The organism is Aminobacter sp. P9b, assembly GCF_045345995.1.
Taxonomy (GTDB): Bacteria; Pseudomonadota; Alphaproteobacteria; order Rhizobiales; family Rhizobiaceae; genus Aminobacter; species Aminobacter niigataensis.
Window position 1 is genome coordinate 2528590 of sequence record NZ_CP150082.1, and the last position, 24788, is coordinate 2553377.

General features: G+C 63.8%; 22 protein-coding genes. 10 read left to right on the top strand and 12 right to left on the bottom strand.

Features of this window, described 5'->3' with window-relative positions; translation table 11 throughout:
• Nucleotides 1-90: 90 nt before the first annotated feature.
• Complete coding sequence (locus tag WHT83_RS12480; RefSeq protein WP_406871333.1) at nucleotides 91-837, bottom strand: SDR family NAD(P)-dependent oxidoreductase; 747 nt, start codon at nucleotides 835-837, stop codon at nucleotides 91-93.
• Between the two features lie 185 nt (nucleotides 838-1022).
• Here WHT83_RS12480 and WHT83_RS12485 point away from each other — a divergent pair, with 185 nt between their 5' ends.
• On the top strand, nucleotides 1023-1445 hold the full coding sequence (locus WHT83_RS12485) for a DoxX family protein (protein WP_406871334.1): 423 nt from the start codon (nucleotides 1023-1025) through the stop codon (nucleotides 1443-1445).
• 28 nt (nucleotides 1446-1473) lie between these two features.
• Here the strand turns inward: WHT83_RS12485 and purF are convergent, their stop codons facing one another.
• Nucleotides 1474-2943: an amidophosphoribosyltransferase gene (purF, locus tag WHT83_RS12490; protein ID WP_183262198.1), complete on the bottom strand. Its 1470-nt coding sequence runs from the start codon at nucleotides 2941-2943 to the stop codon at nucleotides 1474-1476.
• Nucleotides 2944-3070: 127 nt separating this feature from the next.
• A complete protein-coding gene (locus WHT83_RS12495; protein WP_406871335.1) occupies nucleotides 3071-4327 on the bottom strand; it encodes an MFS transporter in 1257 nt (418 codons plus the stop codon).
• Between the two features lie 294 nt (nucleotides 4328-4621).
• On the opposite strand from WHT83_RS12495, the gene WHT83_RS12500 reads away from it, so the two are divergent.
• Nucleotides 4622-5554: a DUF6282 family protein gene (locus WHT83_RS12500; RefSeq protein ID WP_108608714.1), complete on the top strand. Its 933-nt coding sequence runs from the start codon at nucleotides 4622-4624 to the stop codon at nucleotides 5552-5554.
• 185 nt (nucleotides 5555-5739) lie between these two features.
• On the opposite strand, the gene WHT83_RS12505 is transcribed toward WHT83_RS12500, so the two are convergent.
• The 3 genes from WHT83_RS12505 to WHT83_RS12515 form a co-directional block, all read right to left on the bottom strand.
• Entirely contained in the window at nucleotides 5740-6348 is a 609-nt protein-coding gene (locus tag WHT83_RS12505) for a CvpA family protein (RefSeq protein ID WP_108608713.1), read from the bottom strand.
• A 26-nt stretch (nucleotides 6349-6374) separates the two neighbouring features.
• Nucleotides 6375-7778, bottom strand: coding sequence for a DNA repair protein RadA (gene radA, locus WHT83_RS12510; protein WP_108608712.1), 1404 nt, complete (start codon nucleotides 7776-7778; stop codon nucleotides 6375-6377).
• Between the two features lie 70 nt (nucleotides 7779-7848).
• Nucleotides 7849-9345, bottom strand: coding sequence for a replicative DNA helicase (locus tag WHT83_RS12515; RefSeq protein ID WP_108608711.1), 1497 nt, complete (start codon nucleotides 9343-9345; stop codon nucleotides 7849-7851).
• A 402-nt stretch (nucleotides 9346-9747) separates the two neighbouring features.
• Here WHT83_RS12515 and WHT83_RS12520 point away from each other — a divergent pair, with 402 nt between their 5' ends.
• Nucleotides 9748-12417 carry an autotransporter domain-containing protein gene (locus WHT83_RS12520; protein ID WP_406871336.1) on the top strand — a complete coding sequence of 890 codons (2670 nt, stop codon included), beginning with the start codon at nucleotides 9748-9750 and terminating at the stop codon, nucleotides 12415-12417.
• Nucleotides 12418-12450: 33 nt separating this feature from the next.
• Here WHT83_RS12520 and WHT83_RS12525 read toward each other — a convergent pair whose 3' ends face one another.
• The 6 genes from WHT83_RS12525 to WHT83_RS12550 form a co-directional block, all read right to left on the bottom strand.
• Nucleotides 12451-12774, bottom strand: a complete 324-nt coding sequence (locus WHT83_RS12525) for a YnfA family protein (protein WP_318762123.1) — start codon at nucleotides 12772-12774, stop codon at nucleotides 12451-12453.
• A gap of 70 nt (nucleotides 12775-12844) precedes the next feature.
• Nucleotides 12845-14134, bottom strand: a complete 1290-nt coding sequence (locus WHT83_RS12530; RefSeq protein ID WP_406871337.1) for a class I SAM-dependent methyltransferase — start codon at nucleotides 14132-14134, stop codon at nucleotides 12845-12847.
• 144 nt (nucleotides 14135-14278) lie between these two features.
• Entirely contained in the window at nucleotides 14279-14857 is a 579-nt protein-coding gene (gene rplI, locus WHT83_RS12535; RefSeq protein ID WP_108608707.1) for a 50S ribosomal protein L9, read from the bottom strand.
• 205 nt (nucleotides 14858-15062) lie between these two features.
• Entirely contained in the window at nucleotides 15063-15311 is a 249-nt protein-coding gene (gene rpsR, locus WHT83_RS12540; protein WP_018427106.1) for a 30S ribosomal protein S18, read from the bottom strand.
• On the bottom strand, nucleotides 15311-15793 hold the full coding sequence (gene rpsF, locus WHT83_RS12545) for a 30S ribosomal protein S6 (RefSeq protein ID WP_406871338.1): 483 nt from the start codon (nucleotides 15791-15793) through the stop codon (nucleotides 15311-15313). The genes rpsR and rpsF overlap by 1 nt, the downstream gene beginning before the upstream one ends.
• Nucleotides 15794-16099: 306 nt before the next feature.
• Complete coding sequence (locus tag WHT83_RS12550) at nucleotides 16100-17956, bottom strand: LTA synthase family protein (RefSeq protein ID WP_406873973.1); 1857 nt, start codon at nucleotides 17954-17956, stop codon at nucleotides 16100-16102.
• A gap of 442 nt (nucleotides 17957-18398) precedes the next feature.
• Between WHT83_RS12550 and fabD the strand changes: the two genes are divergently transcribed.
• From fabD to gmk, 7 genes are all read left to right on the top strand, one after another.
• Nucleotides 18399-19340 carry an ACP S-malonyltransferase gene (fabD, locus tag WHT83_RS12555; RefSeq protein WP_406871339.1) on the top strand — a complete coding sequence of 314 codons (942 nt, stop codon included), beginning with the start codon at nucleotides 18399-18401 and terminating at the stop codon, nucleotides 19338-19340.
• A gap of 53 nt (nucleotides 19341-19393) precedes the next feature.
• Nucleotides 19394-20131: a 3-oxoacyl-[acyl-carrier-protein] reductase gene (gene fabG, locus WHT83_RS12560; RefSeq protein WP_108608703.1), complete on the top strand. Its 738-nt coding sequence runs from the start codon at nucleotides 19394-19396 to the stop codon at nucleotides 20129-20131.
• 197 nt (nucleotides 20132-20328) lie between these two features.
• Nucleotides 20329-20565, top strand: coding sequence for an acyl carrier protein (locus WHT83_RS12565; protein ID WP_055978681.1), 237 nt, complete (start codon nucleotides 20329-20331; stop codon nucleotides 20563-20565).
• Between the two features lie 29 nt (nucleotides 20566-20594).
• Nucleotides 20595-21857, top strand: coding sequence for a beta-ketoacyl-ACP synthase II (gene fabF, locus WHT83_RS12570; RefSeq protein WP_406871340.1), 1263 nt, complete (start codon nucleotides 20595-20597; stop codon nucleotides 21855-21857).
• 108 nt (nucleotides 21858-21965) lie between these two features.
• The gene (gene mltG / locus WHT83_RS12575) at nucleotides 21966-23168 is read left to right on the top strand and encodes an endolytic transglycosylase MltG (RefSeq protein ID WP_406871341.1); all 1203 of its coding nucleotides are present in this window, start codon (nucleotides 21966-21968) and stop codon (nucleotides 23166-23168) included.
• A 63-nt stretch (nucleotides 23169-23231) separates the two neighbouring features.
• Entirely contained in the window at nucleotides 23232-24122 is an 891-nt protein-coding gene (locus WHT83_RS12580; protein WP_406871342.1) for a YicC/YloC family endoribonuclease, read from the top strand.
• Nucleotides 24123-24125: 3 nt separating this feature from the next.
• On the top strand, nucleotides 24126-24779 hold the full coding sequence (gene gmk, locus WHT83_RS12585; RefSeq protein ID WP_318762118.1) for a guanylate kinase: 654 nt from the start codon (nucleotides 24126-24128) through the stop codon (nucleotides 24777-24779).
• Nucleotides 24780-24788: the final 9 nt, after the last annotated feature.

Consider the following 24788-nt stretch of genomic DNA (forward strand, 5'->3'; position numbering starts at 1 on the left):
GATGGTCAACGCGGCAGCGGTGGTATCGTTGCTTTGTCGGGGCAGGCAGGCCCCGAAGCGGCAAGTGCCGGGCCGGTCGGCAGAAGATGTTCAGGCTGGCTGCTGGTAGGAGACCCAGCGCTGTTCGCCGGCCTGGTAGATCAGGCCGGTCCGGGTGAGGGCAGGGTCGACCATCGGCAGGATGTGGGCTGCGACCTCGGAGGGATGCGGCAGCGTTTCAGGGTTTTCGCCCGGCACCGCCTGGGCGCGCATCGCCGTGCGGGTGCGACCCGGGTCGAAGGCGTTGACGCGCAGCTTCAGGTTGCGGGTCTCGTCGGCCCACGAGCGCATCAGCGTCTCGGCCGCAGCCTTGGAGGCGGCGTAGGGCGCCCAGAAGGCGCGTGCGGAATGCGCGGCGTTGGAGGTGACGACGACGGCGCGGCCGGCGTCGGAGAGGCGCAGCAGCGGATCGACCGAGCGGATCAGCCGCCAGGTGCCCGTCACGTTGACCGCCATCACCTTGTCGAAGACCTTGGCTTCGACGTGGCCGATCGGGGCGATGACGCCGAGAACGGCGGCGTTCGCCACCAGGATGTCGAGCTTGCCCCAGCGTTCGTGGATCGAGCCGCCGAGCCGGTCGATGCCGGCCATGTCGGTCAGGTCGAGCGGGACCAGTGTCGCCTGGCCTCCGGCAGCCTTGATTTCGTCGTCGAGTTCTTCGAGGCCACCGACCGTGCGCGCAACCGCAATGACATGCGCGCCGGCTGCGGCCAGCTGCTTGGCTGTGTTGTAGCCGATGCCGCGCGAGGCGCCGGTGACAAGGGCGATGCGGCCGGAGAGGTCGGGAATGGTGGTCATGAGGGCACCCAATTCGAACTTGTCGATCCGCTGCCTGATAGGACGATTTCGCCGCGAACAAAACCCCGCAGGCCACAATGAGGGCCGACTATGTGTCGCAAGCTGCGAAATTCGCGCCGGCAATGTCGGAAAAGCCTGGCGTCAGGCGTCCTGGGTTGAGAACGATGATCCCGGAGGTACGAGCCATGAGCAGAACTGTAGCAATCCTTGTCGCCAGACTGATCTTTGCCGGCGCTTTCGCCATGGCGGCTGTCTTCAAGTTCGCCGGAATGGAACAAACTGCGGCCTACATCGCGGCGGCCGGCTTTCCCTCCCCGTTGCTCCTCGCGTGGCTCGCGGCCATATTCGAAGTTGCTCTGGTACTGGCCTTCCTGACGGGCGCCTTCTTTTCGGAAGCCGCTCTGCTCGCGGGGGTCTACGTGATCTTCCTGGCCTTCGCCTTCCACGGCCCCTCGCTCTGGCAGGGAAACCAGGCCGAGTTCGGCTTCTTCGTCGACCACTTCACCTTCCTCGCGGGACTGCTGTTCGCAGCAGTCCACGGGCCAGGCGAAAAGCTGGCGCTGCGGCAAGGCCTTATCTGGAAGAACGAGGCGGCTTCCGCGAACTGACGCGAAAGCCAGGCAGCGTCAGAAGGCGCTAGACTCCGCCCGTCGCCAGCAGCGACAAGGTGCGGACATTGTCCGAGCCTTCGAGATCGGCGAGGCGTGTCGGGTACTGCCCCGAGAAGCAGGCATCGCAGAACTGCGGCTGTTCGTTGTCGCGGCTGGTCTCGCCGACGGCGCGGTAGAGACCGTCCATCGACAGGAAGCCGAGCGAATCGACGCGAATGAACTCGGCCATTTCCTCGATCGTCATGCGCGAGGCCAAAAGCTTGGACTTCTCCGGCGTGTCGACGCCGTAGAAGCAGGAGGCGCGGGTGGGCGGCGAGGCGATGCGCATGTGCACTTCGCGGGCACCGGCGTCGCGCACCATCTGCACGATCTTCTGGCTGGTGGTGCCGCGGACGATGGAATCGTCGACCAGCACCACGCGCTTGCCTTCGATCATCCGGCGGTTGGCGTTGTGCTTGAGCTTGACGCCCATATGGCGGATCGAATCGCCGGGCGAAATGAAGGTACGGCCGACATAGTGGTTGCGGATGATGCCGAGCTCGAAGGGGATGCCTGCCTGCTGCGAGAAGCCGATGGCCGCCGGCGTGCCGGAATCGGGCACGGGCACGACGATGTCGGCTTCTACCGGGCTCTCGATGGCGAGTTCGGCGCCGATGCGCTTGCGCACGTCATAGACGTTGCGGCCCTCGACCGAGGAGTCGGGGCGGGCGAAATAGACATATTCGAAGATGCAGAAGCGCGGCTTTTGCGGCTCGAACGGGAAGATGCTCTCGATGCCCTTGGAGGTGACGATGACCATCTCGCCGGGCTTGAGATCGCGCACGAAACGCGCGCCGATGATGTCGAGCGCGCAGGTTTCGGAAGCGAGGATCCAGGCACCGTCGAGGTCGCCGAGGACCAGCGGGCGAATGCCGAGCGGATCGCGGCAACCGATCATCTTCTTCGACGACAGTGCCACCAGGGAGAACGCGCCTTCGACCTGGCGCACCGCATCGATGAAGCGCGCATTGAGATCGCGTTCCTTGGACGTCGCCACCAGGTGCAGGATGGTTTCGGTGTCGGAGGTCGACGAGAAGATCGAGCCCTGCTTCTGCAAGGCGCGCTGCACCGTCATCGCATTGGTCAGGTTGCCGTTATGCGCAACAGCGAAGCCGCCATCGGCCAGTTCGGCGAAGAAGGGCTGGATGTTGCGGATACCCGCGCCGCCAGTGGTGGCGTAGCGCGTATGGCCGATGGCGCGATTGCCCTTGAGGCTGTCGATGACGCGCTGCTTGGTGAAGGTGTCGCCGATCAGGCCGACATGGCGTTCGACGTGGAACTGGCTGCCGTCGTAGGAGACGATGCCGGCAGCTTCCTGGCCGCGATGCTGGAGCGCATGCAGGCCCAGCGTGACGATGGCTGCTGCGTCCTGCCGGCCAAAGATGCCGAACACGCCGCATTCATCGTGGAAATGATCATCGGCCTCGGCGGAGAGAGGTGTGTCTGCGTCAACCATCGGGTCACGGTCTCGTGTCGGAAAGCCGTCATATAGGGCATGCCGACCTGCAATACCATCACCAATTTTAGCAGGCCTTGTCGCAGGTGGCCTGCGCAGGAGGTGATCCTGCGCAGGCAACTTGGCCCTAGGCCAGTTCGACGCCCTTGCGTTCCTTGATCAGGAAGACCGTGGCGAGAATGTCGATTGCCCAGACAAAGACCAGGAACGACAATCCGGCGGACAGCGAATATTGCGTTGCCAGCCAGCCGATGACCAGCGGGCCGAAGCCGCCGACGCCGCGGCCGACGTTGAAGAGCACGTTCTGTGCCGTCGCGCGGGCCTGCGTCGGGTAGCTTTCGGAGATCAGGGCGCCATAGCCGCCGATCATGCCGCTCAGGAAGACGCCGGTGATCGCGCCGGCAATGAGCAGCGCCGTGGGGTCCTTGATCTGCGGATAGACGAATGCCATCGCCATGGCGCCGATCTGGAAGGCGATGAACAGCGGCTTGCGGCCGAAGCGGTCCGCCAAATGCCCGAAGATCCACATGCCGACCGCCCCGCCGAGCACGGTGACCGACGTCCACATCGCCGACTTGGTGAGCGTGAAGCCCATCTGCGTCGACAGGTAGGCCGGCAGCCAGATCATCGTGCCGTAGTAGCCGAAGTTCTGCGCCGACGTCATGATGCCGATGCCGATCGTCGACCGGATCGTTTCGCGGTCTGCAACCAGGTGGCGGAAGGGATTGACGCGCTTGCCGGCGTCCTTCTTGGCCGCCGCCACGAACATTTCAGGCTCATGCAGGTACTTGCGCAGGGCAAAGGCCACAACAGCCGGGATCAGGCCGATGACGAACATGCCGCGCCAGCCGATCAGGGGCAGCAGCAGCGGGGTGAGCAGCGCCGCGGCGAGCACGCCGGCCTGCCAACCCAGGGCGACGTAGGACGAGGCGCGCGCCCGCTTATGCGCCGGCCAGGCCTCTGCCACCAGCGCCATGCCGATGCCGAACTCGCCGCCCAGGCCGATGCCGGCGATGGTGCGGTAGATCAGCAGATCCCAGTAACCCTGGGCGATGGCACAAAGACCGGTGAACACACCAAACAAAAGGATGGTCCACGACAGGACGCGGATGCGGCCGAAACGGTCGCTGAGTGCCCCAACGATCAGGCCGCCGATCACGGCCCCGATGAGGGTCCAGGTAATGAGCGAGCCCGCCTCCGAACTCGAAAGGGCCAGGCCGACCGTAACCGCCGGCAGCATGAAGCTCAGGATCATCAGGTCGAAACCATCCATCGCGTATCCGAGATTGGATGCGAGCAGCGCCTTGCGCGCATAGCTGTTGACGGGCGCGTCCTTGTCGTCCGCGAGGGTCGGCGATTGCGCCGTAGAAGACTTAATTGACATGCTTTCCTTCCCAAAAAATGCGCTCGGCCCACGCGACACCAGGAAGCGCGGCTTCAAGCCGCGGGAATAAGTATATACATAATTGAAGTTGCGCAAGCTGAGCCAAGTGCTCATGCATGCTGCCGGCTTGACTCGCAAGCGAAGAACTTGGCTACAGCGCGTGGCGCCAAGCAGAGGTCGCCGCGACAATGGTGTCGGAGGCTCGCGGAGGCATGTTGACAAGCTTCTATGCGTATAGAATAGTAATTATGTATATACATAATTTACTGCCGTGACTGGGAATGGAGTTGGGTTATGAAGGCACTACCGCACGTTGGCGACAAGCGCGTGATCGATATGCATGTGCATATCGGACCGGAGTTTTTGCGCCGGAAATATAGCGCTGAAACGCTCGCGGCCGAGGCGCGGAGCGAAGGCTTCGGCGTGGTGATGAAGAATCACTTCCAGCCGACCACCGGACAGGTCAGCCAGTTGCGCCGGCCCGACGACAAGGTGGCGCTGGTTGGTTCCGTCGCCCTGAACTTCGGCTGCGGCGGCGTCGACGACCATGGCGTGCGGTCGGCACTCTCCGGCTGGAAGCGCGACGTGACGGCGGCAGACCCGGATTCCGACCGCTTCGTGGTCTGGATGCCGACGATGTGCTGCGAGGCGCATCTGAAGAAGTACAATCGCCGCGACCTGTCCGAGGCCTGGGGCATCAAGGGGCAGTACACGAGGTATTATGCCGAGGGTACCGGCTATACGCTGGACGAAGGCAATGACGACAAGATGGCCGCGCTGCGGCGCGCGCTGCAGGTGATCGCCGACAACGATCTCATCCTGGCGACAGGGCATTTCGACCGCAACGAGACCCTGACGGTCGTCAGGATCGCGCATGAGATGGGCATCCGCCGGATCATCATGACGCATCCGCTGTTTCAGACCACCGAGCTCGATCCCGAGACGATGCGGCGCATGTGGGAGCAGTACGGAGCCTACAGCGAACTGGCCTTCGTCAACCTCGCCATGGATGACCTGAGCTACGAGCAGTACATCGAAGTCATCGAGGCGGTCGGCTCGCAGGGCGTAATCCTGTCGTCGGACGTCGGGCAGGTGTTCTCGGCAGGCGTTGGCGATGCCCTGCGCGAATTCTTCACGGAGTTGCAGGCACGAGGCGTCAAGGAAGACGACATCGTCCAGATGTCGGTCATGAACACCAACAAGCTGTTGTTCGAAACCATGGAGTGATCGTCGGGAGGGTTCACGCGTCCTGACCGGGGCGCGTCGATCCTGAGTGTCTGCGACGCGCCGAGGAATGCTGCCTGCCGGACCAGCGATACGCAGCCAGAATGCAGAACGCCGTGCCTCCCTTCGGACGCACGGCGTTCAATGTCACGCGCTGATCATCGGTCCCCTGATGATCGCGAAGTCGCTCAGTTGTTGGCGGGCGGCGTTTCCGCTGCGGGCGCGCCGGCAGGCTCGTCAGCTCCACCTTCGGCGGGCGGCGTGGCCGCGCCGGCCTCGGGCTCGCCCTGCGAATTGAGCTTCTTGAGAATCGAATTCTCGGGATCTTCCGGCAGCATGTTTTCGATCGTCGTGCCGATGCTTTCGAGCAGCGGGCGCGACTTGGCCTCGGAAACCCAGGCAGGTGACTTGTCGCCGACCAGCCAGTTGAAGAACAGCAGGCCGACAGCGACCACCAGGATGCCGCGTGCCGCACCGTAGAGGAAGCCGAGCGTGCGATCGAGCGCGCCGATGCGGCTGTCGATGATGAAGTCGGCGATCTTCATGGTGATGATGGTGACGACGATCAGCGCGACGATGAAGACGATGCCGGCGGCTGCGGCCATCGCGATCTTCTCGTTGTCGATATAGGGCTGAACGTAGGGCACGACCGGCTTGTAGAAGAAGAAGGCAGCAGCGGCAGCCGCAGCCCAGGAGGCGACCGAGAGCACCTCGCGCGAGAAGCCGCGCACCATGGCGAGCATCGCCGAAACCAAGGTGAAGCCGACCAGAATTCCGTCAAGCAGCGTAATCGGCATAGTGTCTCTCACTCCCTGACGACGGTTTAGTCCGTCTCTTCCGCTCGGCTTCGTCTTGAGCCGGCTATCCGCGCCACCAGATCCGCGAGTGCGGTCGGCTGGAACGATCCGGCCCCGATTCCACCTGCGATGTCCCCACTGCCGGCGGGCAGGACTGCCCTTCCGAAGCCCAACTTTTCGGCCTCTTTAAGGCGTTGCTGCGCATGCGCAACCGGCCTCACGGCGCCAGAAAGGCTGATTTCGCCGAAATAGACGCAATCAGCGGGCAGGGCAAGACCGGTGAGCGAGGAAACCAGTGCGGAAGCGACCGCCAGATCTGCAGCCGGCTCGGAGATGCGGTAGCCGCCGGCGACGTTGAGATAGACGTCGTGCTGGCCGAATCGGACGCCGCAATGGGCCTCGAGCACGGCGAGGATCATCGACAGCCGCGACGAATCCCAGCCGACGACCGCACGACGTGGCGTACCCAGCGTGGAGGCGGCGACAAGGGCCTGGATTTCGACCAGCACTGGCCGCGTGCCTTCGATCGCCGCGAAGACGGCAGCCCCGGGAGCCTTGGCATGGCGCTCGCCCAGGAACAGTTCGGACGGGTTGGCGACCTCGCGCAGGCCCTTGTCGGACATCTCGAAGACGCCGATCTCGTCGGTCGGGCCGAAACGGTTCTTGACGGTGCGCAGGATGCGGAAGTGGTGGCCGCCTTCGCCTTCGAAATAAAGAACGCCATCGACCATGTGCTCGACGACGCGGGGACCGGCGATCTGGCCTTCCTTGGTGACGTGACCGACAAGCACCACCGCGGCACCTGTCGACTTGGCGTAGCGGATCATCGCCTGGGACGAGGCGCGCACCTGGGTGACGGTGCCGGGGGCTGAATCAGCAAGGTCGGTCCACAGCGTCTGGATCGAATCGATGATGACCAGGTCCGGCCGCTTGCCGTCGGCAATGGTGGCCAGGATGTCTTCGACATTGGTCTCGGCGGCGAGTTCGACCGGCGAGGAGGCGACGCCGAGGCGCTGGGCACGCAGCCTGATCTGGGCAACGGCTTCTTCACCCGAGACATAGACGACGCGGTGGCCACGCGACGCGAGTGCCGCCGCCGCCTGGGTGAGCAGCGTCGACTTGCCGATGCCGGGATCGCCGCCGATGAGCAGCGCCGAGCCGCGAACGAAGCCGCCGCCGGTGGCGCGGTCCAGTTCGCCGATGCCCGAGACGATGCGCGGTGCGTCCTCGATGTCACCGTCGAGCGAGGTCAGGGTGACGGGACGGCCCTTGCGGGCGCTCTTCAGCGCGCCCGGGCCGCTGCCGATGCCGCCGGAAGTGCCTTCCTCGACGAGCGTGTTCCACTCGCCGCAGGAATCGCATTTGCCGGCCCAGCGCTGGTGCGCTGCGCCGCAATTCTGGCAGATGAACTGAACGCGCGCTTTAGCCATGGGTGCGATGCAATACTGATTGGGATGGGTCGAGCCCCTTGGCGGGAAGAGGCGCTGCGTTTGACAAGGCCTACTGTTCTCCAAACCTCTCCGGCAGGTGATGCTCGGGCGCGAGGTCGAAGAAGCGGGTGAATTCGCCCTGGAAGCCGAGGCTGACGGTGCCGGTGGGGCCGTGGCGCTGCTTGGCGACGATGACCTCGGCCTTGCCGCGCACTTCGGCCATGTCGCCTTCCCACTTGATATATTCGTCGGTGCCGGGTTTCGGCTCCTTGTTCTTGAGGTAGTACTCCTCGCGATAGACGAACAGCACCACGTCGGCGTCCTGCTCGATCGAGCCCGATTCGCGAAGGTCGGAGAGCTGCGGACGCTTGTCGTCGCGGCTTTCGACCTGACGCGACAGCTGCGACAGCGCGATGATCGGAACGTTGAGTTCCTTGGCCAGCGCCTTGAGGCCGGTGGTGATCTCGGTGATTTCCTGCACGCGGTTCTGCGACGACTTGGCCGACGAGCCCTGCATCAGCTGGATATAGTCGATGATGATGACGTCGAGGCCGCGCTGGCGCTTGAGGCGGCGGGCACGCGCGGCGAGCTGGGCGATCGAGATACCGCCGGTCGAATCGATGAACAGCGGAATCTTCTGCAGCGTCTGGGTGCAGCTGACCAGCTTTTCGAAATCGGCTTCGGTGAGATCGCCGCGACGGATCTTGGAGGAGGGCACTTCGGCCTGCTCGGAAATGATACGGGTGGCGAGCTGTTCGGACGACATTTCGAGCGAGAAGAAGCCGACGACGCCGCCGTTCTCGGCCTTGAACGAGCCGTCTGCCTGCTGCGCCGGGACATAGGCGTGGGCCACGTTGAAGGCGATGTTGGTGACGAGCGAGGTCTTGCCCATGCCGGGGCGGCCGGCAAGCACGATCAAGTCGGAAGACTGCAGGCCGCCCATGCGGGCGTCGAGATCGTGAAGGCCGCTGGCAACGCCAGACAGATGGCCGTCGCGCATATAGGCGGCGCTGGCCATGTCGATCGCGGTCTTGACCGCGTCGGAGAAGCTTTCGAAGCCGCCGTCATAGCGGCCGGTCTCGGCGAGTTCGAACAGGCGGCGCTCGGCATCCTCGATCTGTTCGGACGGCGACATGTCGACCGGCGCGTCATAGGCGATGTTGACCATGTCCTCGCCGACGGTGATCAGCGCACGGCGCGTGGCAAGGTCGTAGACGGCGCGGCCGTAGTCGGAGGCGTTGATGACGGTGACGGCATTGGACGCAAGGGCGGCCAGATATTGCGAGACCGTCATGTCGCCGACCTTCTCGTCGGCGGGCAGGAAGGTCTTGATGGTCACCGGGTTCGCCATCTTGCCCATGCGGATCAGCTCGGACGAGACCTCGAAGATCTTGCGGTGCAACGGCTCGTAGAAATGGGTCGCCTTGAGGAAGTCGGAGACGCGGTAGAAGGCGTCGTTGTTGACCAGCATCGCGCCGAGCAGCGCCTGCTCGGCCTCGATGTTGTTCGGGGCTTCCCGGTAGAGCGGGGTTTCCGCCACTTCGAACTTGCGTGCTGCCTCAGCCAATGTCTTCCCCGTCCGTTGCCGAGCAACTGCAGTACCAGAGCCGCGCCACAAGCCGTCCATTGTCATTTCAACTGACGCCCACTATTCACACTCGTCCACAGGGACGGCCGGTGCGATGACGGATTCCGGTTGACGCGAATCGGGGCGATTCTAGCTGTGTATCGACAGGAACAGAACAGGAATATGTAGCCGATCGCTGCATTTACCAAGAAAGTGCCCAGAACAATCCAAGGGTAGTTTGTATACATAAGGTGGTTGATTTTACTCGGTTATGCGGTGATCCTTGACTTTCGACGGCATACGCCTCGCGATGCGGCACATGGCGATGAATATGCTGGAAGGGCACCAGTGGCCGAAACGCGCTCTGCTGCGGCGTCGGCCTGCCCTGCTTGAGGAGGCAACATGCGCATTTTTCATCCGGCACCGGCGCGATTCGGCTGGCTGGCATCCACCGCCATGGTTTTGTTGGGTTCGACGCAGGCAGGCTTTGCCGCCTGCGACCTGACGCCGACCGCCGGCAACAGCATTTATGTCTGCGACAGTGGTGCCAGCGGAGGGCTGACCGACACCAACGGCACTAACACGCTGACCATGCCGGGTGGTGGTGCCGGCACGATCAATGGCAACGTCGTATTTGGCGGTTTTGTCGACCGCGTTGAGGTCCACAGCGGCGCCATCACAGGCAACGTCCAGCAAGGCGGCGGAAGCGACGACTTCCTGATGAGCGGCGGCCAGATCCAGTCGCTCAGCCAAGGTGATGGTCTCGACACATTCTTCATGTCTGGCGGCCGTATCGTCGATTTCTTCGAAGATGGCGACACGGCATACATGACCGGCGGCCGCATCGGTCGCGTCAACATGAAGCTCGACGACAACCTGTTCGATATGTCTGGCGGCACGATCGACAAGAACCTTGTGACCGGCTTCGGCGATGACACCATCATCCTTTCAGGCGGCACGATCGGCGGCAACATCAGCGTCAGTGGCGGCACCGATAGCGTGACTGTGACAGGCGGCTCCGTCGGCGGCAGCGTGCTGCTGAGCGTCGGCGCGGACACTTTCACCTGGGACGGCGGCGGTATCATCTACGGCACTGTCGATCTTGGCGGTGACAACGACACGGCAAAGCTCAGCAATCTCAGCAACGCAAACATCGGCGCGACTGTTGCGGTCAATGGCGGGGACGGCACGGACGGCCTGACTTTCGACAATGTATCGGCGGCCGGCATTGCGCGGTTCCAGAATTGGGAAACGATCGACGCCACCAACGACACCGAACTGACCTTCGACGGCAATCTTGTGCTCGGCGACGCCGGTACCGGAACCGGTACGCTGACGGTCGATGCCACCAGCACCCTTTTCGGCGGTGGTCAAAATGCAAGCGTGCTGGCGGTCAGCGGGCTGGCAAACGTCATCAATGCCGGCCGCATCGACTTGACCAATGGCGGTGGTGGCACTGGCGATGCGTTCACGATCAATGGCAACTACCAGGGCAATGGCGGACTGCTGTTCCTCGACACTGTGCTCGGCAGCGACGGCTCGGCCTCGGACAAGCTGGTCATATCCGGTGGCACCGCGACGGGCTCGACCGGCATCGAGATCGTCAATGCCGGCGGTGCCGGCGGATTGACTGTCGCGGATGGCATTCTGGTGGTCGAGGCGATCGGCGGTGCGACGACCGGAGGTGCCTTCGCACTTGCCAGTCGAGTGGCCGCCGGCGCCTACGAGTATATGCTGTTCAAGGGCGACGCTGCGGGTGCAGGCCAAAACTGGTATCTGCGCTCGACGATGTCCTCGACCAGTCCCGAGCCAGCGCCGGGGCCTTCTCCGATCGAACCGAACCCTCAAGCTGCGCCCGTCGATCCCGAAACGGCACCACCGCCGCCGACGTCGGCGATACCGCCGGTGGTGATTCCGGGCGAGGGCGATCCTGTTACCCCGCCCACTGACCCGACCCCGCCGGTGCTGCCGGGGGATACGCCGCCCGAAGCACCGCCAGTACCACCGGTTACCGGCGAGCCGACGCCGCCTCCGCCGACCGAGACGCCGCAATTGGTGCTCAACCCGGCCGAGTCGGCACCGCTGCCCAATCCCGAACGGCTCGAAGGAGGAGCGATGCCGCTCTTCCGTGGCGAGGTTCCGACCTACGCGGTGATCTCGCCACTCGCGCACTACCTCGCCATGTCGACGCTGGGCACATTCCATGAGCGCCGCGGCGAGCAGCCCGAAGTGCAGGGTGCCGGGCAGATGCCGGCTGCATGGGGGCGTGTCTTTGGCCAGAGTGTCGATATGTCCTGGACCGGAACCCTGACACCGAGCTTCGACGGCACGCTGTTCGGCATGCAGGCCGGCCTCGACATCTATGGCTGGGAAACGGATAGCGGCCATCACGACCGTATCGGCCTGCTTGTCGGCCACACGCGCATCAGCGGCGACGTGAAGTCGCCGACGATCGCCGGGCCGGTAGCCGATTTCGGCGATATCAACGCGAACGGCACCAGCCTGGGTGCCAATTGGACCCATGTCGGCCCAGGCGGCTGGTACCTCGATGCCGTGCTGATGGGCACCTGGTACGGTGGCGATGTTACCTCCAGCGGCGGCGAAAACCTCGACGTCGGCGGAACCGGGGTCACTGCTTCGCTGGAGGGCGGTTATCCCATCGCACTGACGCCGGAGTGGACACTGGAGCCGCAGGGCCAACTGGTCTGGCAACATCTGTCGCTTGACGACCAGGCCGACAGCTTCTCGACGGTGTCGTTCAATTCCGACGAAGTGCTGACCGGTCGGCTGGGCGTGCGGTTGCAAGGTCTCTTCCAGACCGAAGCCGCGACGCTGAAGCCGTACCTCAAGGCCAACATCTGGCACGAATTCGACGGTGAGGGGGGCATCAGCCTCGGCGGCGACCCGATTGCCGTCGAGACCGGCGGGACGTCAGTCGAGTTCGGCGGCGGCGTGATTGCGAAGCTGACCGAGCAGACCAGCATGTTTGCCACCGCTGACTACACCACCAATATCGGCGGCGAGAAGAAGCGCGTCTTTGAAGGCAATGTCGGTCTCAGCGTCAAATGGTAAGGGGCGTCGACGCCGGCCGCTCTGTGATCCTGCTCAAGCCCCGCGTGGCGCCAGCAGGATGATCGAGGCGCCGGCGATGCAGACTGCGGCGCCGATAATGTCCCAGCGATCCGGGCGTACGCCTTCGGCAAGCCACAGCCAGCCCAGCGACGCCGCGATGTAGATGCCGCCATAGGCGGCGTAGGCGCGGCCCGCGGCATTGGCTTCGACCAGGGTCAGCAGCCAAGCGAAGGCGATCAGCGAGATGACGCCGGGGATGAGCCACAGGGCCGACTTGTCCAGCCGCCACCATGCCCAGAAGGCAAAGCAGCCGGCGATTTCGGCAAGAGCTGCGGCAACATAGATGGCGTAGGTCATGAAGAAGGCCCGGTGCGAATGGCAACGGGCCTATCTCCTACGACGGCCGGGGCCGAGGCAAGGGCGAGTTTCACTCCTTGTCGCCGACCTTCCCGCGACGGGTGGTCTTGCCCGTCGGCGTCGTCTCGCGATGCGCCATCTCGTGCATGGCGAGCGCTTTCTCGCACTTGCCGATATAGTCGCGGGTCAGCGGCAGCGTGTCGTTGCGATGGGTGAGCTGGATCTGGAATACCATCAGGTCCTGCCAGCGGAAGGCGGCTTCGGAAGCCGCGAGATAGAATTCCCACATCCTGCAGAAGCGCTCGTCATAGATCGCCTTGGCCTTGTCGCGATTGGCGGCGAAACGCTTGCCCCAGTGCTTCAGCGTCTCGGCATAGTGAAGGCGCAGGATTTCGACGTCGGTGACCATCAGTCCCGACTTCTCGATCGCCGGCAGCACTTCCGACAGGGCAGGAATGTAGCCACCCGGGAAGATGTATTTGCGGATGAAGGCGCTGGTCGCCGTCGGCGGGCCGAAACGGCCGATCGAATGCAGCACCATCACGCCATCGGGTTTCAGCCGCTTGGCGACGTTGTCGAAGAAGGTACGGTAATGGTTGACGCCGACATGCTCGAACATGCCGACCGACACGATGCGGTCGAAGCGCTCGACCAGATCGCGATAGTCGCGGATTTCGAAGTGGACGTGGCCGTCGAGCCCTTCGGCCTGGGCGCGTTCAGTCGCCACCGCGTGCTGTTCGGTGGAAAGGGTGACGCCCAGAACCTGCGCTTCGAACGAGCGCGCCAGGTAGAGCCCGAGGCCCCCCCAGCCAGAACCGATGTCGAGCACCGACTGGCCTGGCTTGAGCCGCATCTTGGCGGCGATATGCGCCTTCTTGGCCAGTTGGGCCTCTTCCAGCGTCATTTCGGGGTCGGCGAAATAGGCGCAGGAATATTGCATGTCCTTGTCGAGGAAGAGCCGGTAGAGGTCGCCCGAAAGGTCGTAGTGACGCTCGACGTTGCGTTTCGCCCGCGCCGCAGTGTTGACCTGCTGGAAGCGGCGCAAGGCCACTCGCAGGCCTTCGATGGCGCGTGACCAGGCGGCGTCGACCGTGCCGTTGCCGAGATTCTGGAAGGCGATCCGCATGAAGCCGAAGATGTCGCCCTCGACGATGTCCATCTCGCCGTCCATGTAGGCCTCTGGCACGGCCAATGTCGGATCGAAGGTAATGGCCCGTTCGGCTCGCCGCGTTCGGATCAGCATGTGGACCGGTTCGCCGCTGCCGTCGCCGAAGCGATGCGGTCGGCCATCGGGCCCGGTGACGGTCAGGTTTCCTGTGCGTACGAGTTTTGCGAAAATGCGCTGCAGCAACACGTTCATGGGCAATGCTCGCGATGTGTCAGTCCTATTGTCAGAAGCTGGTAACTAGCGCGGGCACGTTCAAGTTCCACCTGGCACAAAAAAACCCGGGTGTTTCCACCCGGGCTTGGTCCAGAAAACTGGATCTGACAACTGAGGCTGAGATCAGCCCTCGTCGCCTTCGCCGTCTTCGTTCGGATCAAAGAAGCTGTCCGGACGGGCGTTTTCGTTGATGTCGTCGCCGTAGATGGCTTCGGCAGTGGTCAGCGTCTCGCCCTTCGACTGACGCTCGGCTTCGTCGGCCGTGCGCGCGATGTTCAGCGTGATGGTGACTTCGACTTCGGCGTGCAGCGAGATCGCCACGTTGGTCAGGCCGATGGTCTTGATCGGCTGGTTGAGCTCGACCTGGTTGCGTGCAACCGTGAAGCCTTCGGCGGCCAGCAGGTCGGCGATGTCGCGGGTCGAGACCGAACCGTAGAGCTGGCCGGTTTCACCAGCCGAGCGGACGGTCACGAAGGTCTTGCCGTCAAGCTTGTCGGCAACCTGCTGGGCTTCCGACTTGCGCTCGAGGTTGCGGGCTTCGAGCTGGGCGCGCTGGCCTTCGAACTTCTTCTTGTTGGCTTCGTTGGCGCGGAGCGCCTTGCCCTTGGGCAGCAGGAAGTTACGGGCAAAGCCGTCCTTGACCTTGACGGTGTCGCCCATCTGGCCGAGGCGGGAAATGCGTTCGAGGAGAATGACGTCCATTTTCCTTGTCCTTTCGTTGGCTGCAAAGGCAGCGAATAAAATTCAACGGGCAAGGAAGCAGGGAAGGGCGTTGCCGCCGGTTTCGCTGTCCTGCCTGTCGCGGCAGTTAGGTCCTCTTTGGAGGTCCAACCCGGGATTTGAAATTCGCCCGATCGCGCCCGTCGCGGGGGAGGAAGCGGGCAGCGAACCGCCCGCTTCGGATGTCTTACTTCACCACGTAGGGCAGCAGGCCGAGGAAGCGGGCGCGCTTGATCGCCTGGGCGAGTTCACGCTGCTTCTTCTGGCTGACGGCGGTGATGCGCGAAGGAACGATCTTGCCGCGCTCGGAAATGTAGCGCTGCAGCAGACGCACGTCCTTGTAGTCGATCTTCGGAGCGTTGGCGCCGGAGAACGGGCAGGTCTTGCGGCGGCGATGGAAGGGACGACGGGTCGGGATCTGATTGATGTCGACCATTATTCTGCACCCCCTTCAACACCTTCGCGCGGACGGCGCGGGCCACGGTCACCACCGCCATCGCCGAAGCTGCGCGGGCCGCGATCACCACGGTCACGATCGCCGAAGCTGCGCGGACGGTCGCCGAAGCCACCGCGTTCGCCACGCTCGGAGCGCTCTTCGCGCTTCTGCATCATGGCGGAGACGCCTTCTTCATGCGCCTCGACCTTGATGGTCAGGAAGCGCAGGATGTCTTCGGACAGGCCCTGCTGGCGCTCGACTTCCTTGACGGCAGCCGACGGAGCAGTGATGTCCATAAGCGTGTAGTACGCCTTGCGGTTCTTGTTGATGCGGTAGGTGAGGGACTTCAGTCCCCAGTTCTCAACCCGGCCAACCGATCCACCAGCTGCAGTGATGATGCCCTTGTAGTGTTCGACAAGTGCATCGACCTGCTGCTGCGAGAGGTCCTGGCGGGCAAGAAACACATGTTCGTAAAGAGCCATAGTTTTTGCCTTTCTTCGTTTCCATCTTCCGGTCCCGGCGGCTAGAGCCTCTGCGACCTCCCTGATCCGTCGAAGGCCTAAGCCATCTCAGGAGAAGAAAGGAGCACGACGAGACGGTCGAGAGCGGAGACACGGGAGGCGGAAGCGTTTTCGCTTCACGCGGCGGCTTTCGAGAAAACCTCCGGCCCTCCGTTCAGCCCCCAGCTGGGACCGGCAGATAGCGGGCGTCTACAGGCAAAGTGCCTTCAAGGCAAGGGGCGGGACCAAGAAACCGGCCGAAATCGGCCCTTTCGGCGGCTTCGGGCCTCAGCCCAGAGCCTCCGGACGCAGGAACAGGGGCGAACGCGTGCGATCGGCAACCACCTTGTCGACCGTCTCCGGGAAGAATGGCTTGGCGCCGCGGCGCTTGCCGAACATCATGTCGTATTGCAGCCAGCGGTAATCGCGGATCGACGGGTCGATCTCTTTCTGGCGCGACCAGTCGAACACCGACTCGCCCGCCTTCGGCAGAAGCACGTTGCGGTCGACGACGCGGAAGCGTTCGTGCAGATCGCCAAGGAAGCCGGTGTAGTAGGGGTGGCTGATGCCGGCGGTCTCGAGCACGTGCAGCGGCAGGAAGGCCGGACTGATCGAGCCGATGTTTTGCGCCGCACCCGTCCGGTTCGACCACACCACCAGCGGCGTTTCGTGCTGGACCAGCATCTCGCCGATCGCCGCTTTGCGCTTGGCGACAGGTTCGTTCATGAAGCCGGTCTCGACATAGACGGGGCCGAGCGGTGGCAGGTGGTCGCCGAAGAAGGCGATCACGGTCGGGCGCTTGCGCTTGCTGGCCCAGTCCATCAGCCGCTTGAGGCTGCGGTCGGCGTCCGATGCACCTTCGGCATAGGTCAGGATCGATTCGCGTGCCCAGGGTGACGTTGCCGCCTCGACCTTGTGGGTGGTGTCGCTGTAGCGGTTCGGCTCGTAGGGGCCGTGGCTCTGCAGCGAGACCGCGAAGAAGAAGAACGGATGCTCGGTCGCATCGGCCTCGCGGATGATCTCTTCGGTCAGAGCGGCGTCGGACACCAGCGGCCCGCGCTTTGCCAGCAGCGGCAGGTTTTCCTCCGACATGAACTGGTCGAAGCCGAACGCCTTGTAGACGGGCGCGCGGTTCCAGAACCAGCCGCCGAACGGGTGGATGGCCTTGGTCTCGTAGCCTTCGCTCTTGAAGAACGTCGCAAGCGACGGCACCGGCGCGCGGACATATTGCTGGTAGGGAATGGAGCCGGCCGGCAGGAAGGCGTTGGAGAAGCCGGTCAGCGCCTCGAACTCGACATTGGCGGTCATGCCGCCGAATTCCGGCGAAAAGACATGGCCGGACTGGGCCGCGCGCACGTTTGCGATCGGATCGGGCGTGATCGAAACGCCGGGCAGGCGCGTCGGATCCCAAAAGGATTCGCTCATCACGATGATGACGTCGGGCTTTTCCTCGGGCAGGACGGCGGCGGCCTGGTCCGGCCGGGCGATGGCGTCGACAGCCTTTTCGGAATAGCCGTGCGGCGCCTTGACCTTGGCCATCGGCACGTTGAGCGCAAACGCGATGGCAAAGCCGTTGGAATTGTAGTTTTCCTTCTGGTCCCACATCATCGGGATGATCTGGAGACGGTCGCGCGTCCACGAGAAGGTCGCGTAGTCCATGATCGAGACGAAGAAGGCGAGGGCCGGAATGGCGATGGCGAGGCGCGAGATGCGCGCCCAGAACGTCAGCGCCGGCATGCGGCGGCGCCAGTAGCGCCAGGCAAGGACGAGGAGCGCAATGCCGGTGACGAGGCCTAGGACGATGCCGACGCCGGCCATCGGGCGCTCGCGCACCAGCAACGGCATCAATTCGACGATCTGTCGGGCATAGAGAAAGTCGGTCGGGTAGAGTGGGTCGCCGAGATAGAGCGACTTCTGATGCCCGACAAAGGCGAGCAGCAGCGCCACGGGTGCGACGATCAGCAGGCCGTTATGCGGCCGGCCGAGCAAGGCATCGAGGCCAACCAGCAGCAGCGCAAAGAGCGCCACCGTGGTCCAGCTCGGCTTGAACGGCTGCTGGAAGAAATTGAGCGTGTCGACGAAGGAGCCGCGCGCGATGTATTCGATGGCGAAGACCAGCACCGCCGAAACGGCGAGCGTGACCATCACCGAGCGCAGTACGCCCAAGGCATAGGCACGCCGGTCGGACGCGGTCTGCTTCGCGTCCTCAACACTCCTTGCGGCCTTATCGACTACACTTCCCAACTCGACTTCCTCGGCTTTATGACGGCCTCATCATGCAGCGGTCACCTGAACGTCACCTGAACGTCATCAAACTGTCATGCAGAAGCTAGGGCTTATGGCAAAATTGAGAAGCGTTGGCCAACAAATCGTGTTTCGGCTTAATCATGTGTGATTATCGGCCCGTTTCGGGCCTCGGGACGCACAAGGCTTGACTTGACAGGGCGCATTGCGCCAGAGCCACAGCGATCCGGAGTGCCCGACGTTCCCTGGGGGCGGCACGCGTACTTCGGTTTGTTATGTCTGCGCATCGCGCCGAAAGGGCCGGAATGGCCTGAGGCGATGCGCCAGCAGCCAGGAGACGAATATGGCCGTTGCATTTACTTTTCCAGGGCAGGGCAGCCAGGCCGTCGGCATGGGCAAGGAATTGGCCGATGCTTTCCCGGAAGCGCGACGGGTATTCGAGGAGGTCGATGACGCACTTGGCGAAAAGCTGTCGAAGCTGATCTGGGAAGGTCCCGAGGAAACGCTGACGCTGACCGCCAATGCCCAGCCGGCGCTGATGGCTGTTTCGATGGCTGCATTCAGGGCGCTAGAAGCACGCGGCCTGTCGCTCAAGGACAAGGTCACATATGTCGCCGGCCACTCGCTGGGCGAATATTCGGCGCTTGCTGCCGCAGGGTTCGTTTCTGTGGCCGACGCTGCGCGGCTGTTGCGCATTCGCGGTGATGCCATGCAGGCCGCTGTACCTGCCGGGCAGGGCGCCATGGCTGCGATCATCGGGCTCGAGCAGGCTGATGTCGACGCGGCTTGCGCCGAAGCAGCCGAGGGTTCGGTCTGCCAGATCGCCAACGACAATGGCGGCGGCCAGCTGGTCATCTCCGGCGAGAAGGCGGCGGTCGAACGCGCGGCCAAGCTGTGCACCGAAAAGGGCGCCAAGCGCGCGCTGATGCTGCAGGTCTCCGCACCGTTCCATTCCGCGCTGATGGCACCGGCTGCCGAGAAGATGCGCGAGGCGCTTGCCGGCGTGAAGAAGCATGCGCCGATCGTCCCGGTCGTCGCCAACGTCTCGGTCCAGCCGATCACCGACCCGGAAGAGATCGCCGCCCGCCTGGTCGAACAGGTGACCGGCCGCGTCCGCTGGCGCGAGACCGTCGAATGGTTCGGCAACAACGGCGTCACCACGCTCTACGAAGTGGGCGCCGGCAAGGTGCTCTCGGGCCTCGCCCGCCGCATCAACAAGGACATCGCCACGGCCGCGGTCAACAACCCGGCCGACGTCGAGGCGGCAATCGCCGCGCTCGTCTAAACATACTGTGACCCCACCCGTGTGAAGGGTGTGCTCTGGAAGGGATTGGAAAAATGCTCGATCTGACCGGCCGCAAGGCACTCGTCACCGGCGCATCCGGTGGCATCGGCGAGGAAATCGCCCGCATCTTGCACGCGCAGGGCGCCATCGTCGGCCTGCACGGCACCCGCGTCGAAAAGCTCGAGGCCCTGGCCAACGAGCTCGGTGACCGCGTCAAGCTGTTTCCGGCCAACCTCGCCGACCGCGACGAGGTCAAGGCGCTGGGCCAGAAGGCCGAGGCCGAACTCGAAGGTGTCGACATCCTGGTCAACAACGCCGGCATCACCAAGGACGGCCTGTTCGTTCGCATGTCCGACGCCGACTGGGACTCGGTCATCGAGATCAACCTGACGGCGATGTTCCGCCTGACGCGCGAGCTGACGCATCCGATGATGCGCCGCCGCCATGGCCGCATCATCAACATCACCTCGGTGGTCGGCGTCACCGGCAACCCCGGCCAGACCAACTACTGCGCCTCGAAGGCCGGCATGATCGGCTTTTCCAAGTCGCTCGCCCAGGAAATCGCCACCCGCAACATCACCGTCAACTGCGTCGCCCCCGGCTTCATCGAATCGGCAATGACCGAGAAGCTCAACGACAAGCAGAAAGAGGCGATCATGGCCGCGATCCCGGCCAAGCGCATGGGCACCGGCAAGGAAGTTGCTTCGGCCGTCGCCTATCTCGCCTCCGACGAAGCTGCCTACGTCACCGGCCAGACAATTCACGTCAACGGCGGCATGGCGATGATCTGATTGGGCCGATTGGCCGGGATAACTGGCCCTTTTGCCTTGGACGCGGTCAAGATTTCGTGTATTGCCGCGCTCCATCAGGTGGCCGGACCGAAGACGGACCGCTGCCCGAGCGCTTGGGAAAGCGCAGATTACTGCTTGATTAGCGGCATTCCGCCCGCTAACGAAGACCTAACAAACTCCAGACTGAGGATGCCCACATGAGTGACACCGCAGAGCGCGTCAAGAAGATCGTCATCGAACATCTTGGCGTCGACGCCGACAAGGTGACTGAAGCTGCAAGCTTCATCGACGACCTGGGCGCGGACAGCCTCGACACGGTCGAGCTCGTTATGGCGTTCGAAGAAGAATTCGGCGTTGAGATCCCCGACGACGCGGCCGAGACCATCCTCACCGTTGGCGACGCCGTGAAGTACATCGACAAGGCTTCGGCCTGAGCGATCGCGAATTGTCAGGGATGCCTGCGATGAGGCGTGTGGTTGTCACGGGCCTTGGCCTGCTTTCACCGTTCGGCATGGGCTACGAGCACGGCTGGAAAGAGCTTCTTTCCGGCCGTAGCGCCGCAAGGCGGATCACGGAGTTCGAGGTCGAAGACCTCCCCTGCAAGATCGCCAATGTCATCCCCAGGGGTGACGGCACGAACAATACCTTCAATCCCGAAGCAGTCCTCGAACCCAAGGAACTGCGCAAGATCGGCGACTTCATCCTCTACGGGATCGCGGCCGCAGACGAGGCATTGAAGGATTCGGGCTGGGCGCCCAAGACACCGGACGAGCAGAACGCGACTGGCGTCATGATCGGTTCGGGCATCGGTGGCATCGAGGGCATCGCCGAAAACGCGCTGATCCTCAACGAACGCGGCCCGCGCCGCATCAGCCCCTTCTTCATTCCAGGCCAGATCATCAATCTGGTCTCTGGCCAGGTTTCGATCCGGCACGGGCTCAAGGGCCCCAACCATGCCGTGGTCACGGCCTGCTCGACCGGCGCGCACGCCATTGGCGACGCAGCTCGTCTGATCATGTTCGGCGACGCCGACGTGATGGTGGCGGGTGGTGCTGAATCGCCGGTGGCACGCCTGTCGCTTGCCGGCTTCGCCGCTTGCAAGGCACTGTCGACCGGGCGCAACGACGACCCCGAGAGGGCCTCGCGCCCTTATGACCGCGACCGCGACGGCTTCGTCATGGGCGAGGGCGCAGGCGTCGTCGTGCTCGAAGAGCTCAAACACGCCAAGGCGCGCGGCGCCAGGATCTATGCCGAGGTTGTCGGCTACGGCCTGACAGGCGACGCACATCACATCACGGCTCCGGCCGAGGATGGCGACGGCGCCTTCCGCTGCATGACCGCCGCCCTCAAGCGCGCCAACCTGTCGCCGGCGGATATCGACTACATCAACGCCCATGGCACCTCGACCATGGCCGATACGATCGAGCTCGGCGCCGTCGAGCGCCTCGTCGGCAATGCCGCCTCCAAGGTCTCGATGTCATCGACCAAGTCGTCGATCGGCCACCTTTTGGGTGCTGCCGGTGCTGCCGAGGCGATCTTCTCGATCCTCGCCATTCGCGACAACATCGTGCCGGCAACGATCAATCTCGATAATCCCGAGCGTGAGACGGCCATCGATCTCGTGCCGAACAAGCCGCGCGCCCGGCAGGTCGACGTCGCCTTGTCGAACTCCTTCGGCTTTGGCGGTACCAACGCCTCGCTGGTCTTCCAGCGCTACAACGGCTGACAACTCTGTGGGAAGGGGGCGTTAAACGCCCTCTTTGCCGCGATTTTTGCCACATTCGGCTCTAGTCTCCCGGCGGGGATTCGACGCAAGAGGGAGTGGCGAGGCAAAATGAGCATGAATACGCCAGGTCAAGGGGAAGGTGCCGCGCGCGCCGCACCGGCAAATCCGATCGTTCCTAAGACAGCGCAGGAAGCGCTGCGGCCGGAAATCGGCACGCCGCCGCCCAAGCGTTCGCGTGCCTCGCGCAACCAGATCGTCGTGTTCATGAATTTCGTGATGTCGACGGCGGTGCTGGTGATCCTCGCCGGCGGCGCAGCCCTCTATTTCGGCAAGCAGGAATTCAACGGCGAGGGCCCGTCGGCGGTCCCCAGCACATTCCTGGTCAAGGAAAAGACCGGCGTGCAGGATATCGCCGACCAGCTCGAGCGGCGCGGACTGATCAGCGATGCGCGCATCTTCCGGATGGGCGTGCGCGCCTACGGCAACGACGGCTCGCTGAAGGCCGGCGAATACGAAATCCAGGCCGGCGCTTCGATGCACGAGATCATGGAGCTCCTGAAGAGCGGCAAGTCGGTGCAATACTCGCTGACGATCCCGGAAGGACTGACCGTCGAGCAAGCCTGGAAACGCATTGCCGAACAAGAGGCTCTTACCGGCGACATGCCGACGGAGATGCCGGCCGAGGGCACGCTTGCCGCGGATACGCAGCGCTTCACCCGCGGGCTGACGCGCCAGCAGATCATCAACAAGATGCTGGCCGACCAGAAGGAACTGGTCGAGACCATCTGGCAGCGCCGTACGTCGGACCTTCCGTTGGCCGACATCAACGAATTCGTGACGCTGGCGTCCATCGTCGAGAAGGAAACCGCCCGCGGCGACGAGCGCTCACGCGTGGCAGCTGTCTTCATCAACCGCCTCAACAAGGGCATGCGGCTGCAGTCGGATCCGACGATCATCTACGGCATCTTCGGCGGCAAGGGTAAGCCCGCCGACCGGCCGATCTACCGCTCAGACATCGACAAGCCGACGGCCTACAATACCTATACCATCAAGGGCCTGCCCCCCACGCCGATTGCCAATCCGGGCAAGGCTTCGCTCGAGGCGGTGGCCAATCCGTCCAAGACCAAGGACCTGTATTTCGTGGCCGACGGTTCGGGCGGGCATGTCTTTGCCGAGACGCTGGACGAGCACAATGAGAACGTCGCGCGCTGGCGTGCCTTCCAGCGCAAGGTCGTCGAGGACGAGAAGGCGGCCGGCGAGGCCGACCCGGCAAAGAAAGACGCCACGACGACGAACGCCGTCAAGAAGTAGGACAGGCTCGCCGCGCGGCCATCGGGCCCGCGCGGCGCAACAAGAACAGGGACGCGCTGCCAGATGAACCTGCAGAGCATGACAGGCTTCGCCCGCGTCGCGGCCGAGCATGACGGAACCGCCATCGCCTGGGAGGCGAAGTCGGTCAACGGCAAGAGCGTGGAGGTGCGCCTGCGCCTGCCGCAGGGCTTTGAACGTCTCGAGCCGTCGGTGCGCCAGGCCATCCAGAAGCGCTTTTCGCGCGGCAACGTGCAGGCAACCCTGACCGTCAGCCGCGCCAGTGGCTCGATGGTCCAGCCCGTCATCAACGAAGTGTTCCTGCGCGACGTCGCCGAACTCGCCAACCGGCTGGTCACACAATTTGGCGCGGCGCCTGCCAGTGCCGACGGGTTGCTGGCGCTGCGCGGCGTCTTCGATGTGCCCGAGGCAGTCGAAACCGAAGAGCAGCGCGCGGCGATCGATGCGGCGATCATGAATTGCCTGGAGACTGGTCTTGCCGGCCTCGTCGAGGCGCGCAAGGCCGAGGGCGAGGCCCTGCGCGGGCTGTTGTCGGGCCATATCGCGACCATCGAGGCGCTGACGCTGCGGGCCGAGGCCGATCCGTCGCGCGAACCGGCGCAAATCCGCCAGCGGCTCGCCGAGCAGGTGCGTCTGCTGCTCGAGGCATCGCCGGCGCTCGACGAGGCACGGCTCAACATGGAGGCGGCGTTTCTCGCCACGAAGGCCGATATTCGCGAGGAAATCGACCGGCTGAAGACGCATGTCGCCTCGGGACGCACGCTGATATCTGGCGGTGGCGCAATCGGCCGCAAGCTCGATTTTCTGGCGCAGGAATTCAATCGCGAATCGAATACTCTATGTTCGAAGTCGAACGCCGCCGCAGTGACCGCCATCGGGCTGGAACTGAAGGCCGTGGTCGACCAGTTTCGCGAGCAGGTTCAGAATCTGGAGTAGCGCATGAGCGCCGAGAACCCTTCAAACGCCATCAGGCGGCGCGGCCTGATGCTGGTGCTGTCTTCGCCGTCGGGCGCAGGCAAGTCGACCATCGCGCGTAACCTGCTGGAAAGCGACCCCGGCCTCGAGCTGTCGGTCAGCGTGACGACCCGCGCTCGCCGGGGCAGCGAGATCGACGGCATGCACTATCATTTCCGCTCGATGCGCGATTTCGAACGGCTGCGCGACTCCGACGCTCTGCTCGAATGGGCCGAGGTGCATGGCAACTACTATGCCACGCCGCGCGAGCCGGCCGAAATTGCCATGGCGCAAGGTCGCGACATGCTGTTCGACATCGACTGGCAGGGTGCCGAGCAGCTCAAGGAGAAGATGCGGGCCGACATCGTCTCGATCTTCATCCTGCCGCCGTCGATGGGCGAACTGAAGGCGCGCCTGCGCCGCCGCGCCGAGGATCAGGATGCGGTGATCGAGACAAGGCTGCACAACGCCCGTGTCGAGCTCGAGCACTGGCGCGACTATGACTACGTCGTCGTCAACGACGACCTCGACAAGGCCTTTGCCTCGGTCAAGGCGATCGTCACCGCCGAGCGCCTGCGCCGCGACCGCCGGCCGGGATTGTTCGATTTCGTTTCGAAGCTGCTCGACGAGAAGGTCTGAGCGACCGGC

Excerpts from the sequence above, each read along its gene's own strand:
- WHT83_RS12480 (WP_406871333.1), bottom strand. The coding sequence starts at position 837 with ATGACCACCATTCCCGACCTCTCCGGCCGCATCGCCCTTGTCACCGGC.
- WHT83_RS12485 (WP_406871334.1), top strand. The coding sequence starts at position 1,023 with ATGAGCAGAACTGTAGCAATCCTTGTCGCCAGACTGATCTTTGCCGGC.
- purF (WP_183262198.1), bottom strand. The coding sequence starts at position 2,943 with ATGGTTGACGCAGACACACCTCTCTCCGCCGAGGCCGATGATCATTTC.
- WHT83_RS12495 (WP_406871335.1), bottom strand. The coding sequence starts at position 4,327 with ATGTCAATTAAGTCTTCTACGGCGCAATCGCCGACCCTCGCGGACGAC.
- WHT83_RS12500 (WP_108608714.1), top strand. The coding sequence starts at position 4,622 with ATGAAGGCACTACCGCACGTTGGCGACAAGCGCGTGATCGATATGCAT.
- WHT83_RS12505 (WP_108608713.1), bottom strand. The coding sequence starts at position 6,348 with ATGCCGATTACGCTGCTTGACGGAATTCTGGTCGGCTTCACCTTGGTT.
- radA (WP_108608712.1), bottom strand. The coding sequence starts at position 7,778 with ATGGCTAAAGCGCGCGTTCAGTTCATCTGCCAGAATTGCGGCGCAGCG.
- WHT83_RS12520 (WP_406871336.1), top strand. The coding sequence starts at position 9,748 with ATGCGCATTTTTCATCCGGCACCGGCGCGATTCGGCTGGCTGGCATCC.
- WHT83_RS12525 (WP_318762123.1), bottom strand. The coding sequence starts at position 12,774 with ATGACCTACGCCATCTATGTTGCCGCAGCTCTTGCCGAAATCGCCGGC.
- WHT83_RS12530 (WP_406871337.1), bottom strand. The coding sequence starts at position 14,134 with ATGAACGTGTTGCTGCAGCGCATTTTCGCAAAACTCGTACGCACAGGA.
- rplI (WP_108608707.1), bottom strand. The coding sequence starts at position 14,857 with ATGGACGTCATTCTCCTCGAACGCATTTCCCGCCTCGGCCAGATGGGC.
- rpsR (WP_018427106.1), bottom strand. The coding sequence starts at position 15,311 with ATGGTCGACATCAATCAGATCCCGACCCGTCGTCCCTTCCATCGCCGC.
- rpsF (WP_406871338.1), bottom strand. The coding sequence starts at position 15,793 with ATGGCTCTTTACGAACATGTGTTTCTTGCCCGCCAGGACCTCTCGCAG.
- WHT83_RS12550 (WP_406873973.1), bottom strand. The coding sequence starts at position 17,956 with ATGGTCACGCTCGCCGTTTCGGCGGTGCTGGTCTTCGCCATCGAATAC.
- fabD (WP_406871339.1), top strand. The coding sequence starts at position 18,399 with ATGGCCGTTGCATTTACTTTTCCAGGGCAGGGCAGCCAGGCCGTCGGC.
- fabG (WP_108608703.1), top strand. The coding sequence starts at position 19,394 with ATGCTCGATCTGACCGGCCGCAAGGCACTCGTCACCGGCGCATCCGGT.
- WHT83_RS12565 (WP_055978681.1), top strand. The coding sequence starts at position 20,329 with ATGAGTGACACCGCAGAGCGCGTCAAGAAGATCGTCATCGAACATCTT.
- fabF (WP_406871340.1), top strand. The coding sequence starts at position 20,595 with ATGAGGCGTGTGGTTGTCACGGGCCTTGGCCTGCTTTCACCGTTCGGC.
- mltG (WP_406871341.1), top strand. The coding sequence starts at position 21,966 with ATGAGCATGAATACGCCAGGTCAAGGGGAAGGTGCCGCGCGCGCCGCA.
- WHT83_RS12580 (WP_406871342.1), top strand. The coding sequence starts at position 23,232 with ATGAACCTGCAGAGCATGACAGGCTTCGCCCGCGTCGCGGCCGAGCAT.
- gmk (WP_318762118.1), top strand. The coding sequence starts at position 24,126 with ATGAGCGCCGAGAACCCTTCAAACGCCATCAGGCGGCGCGGCCTGATG.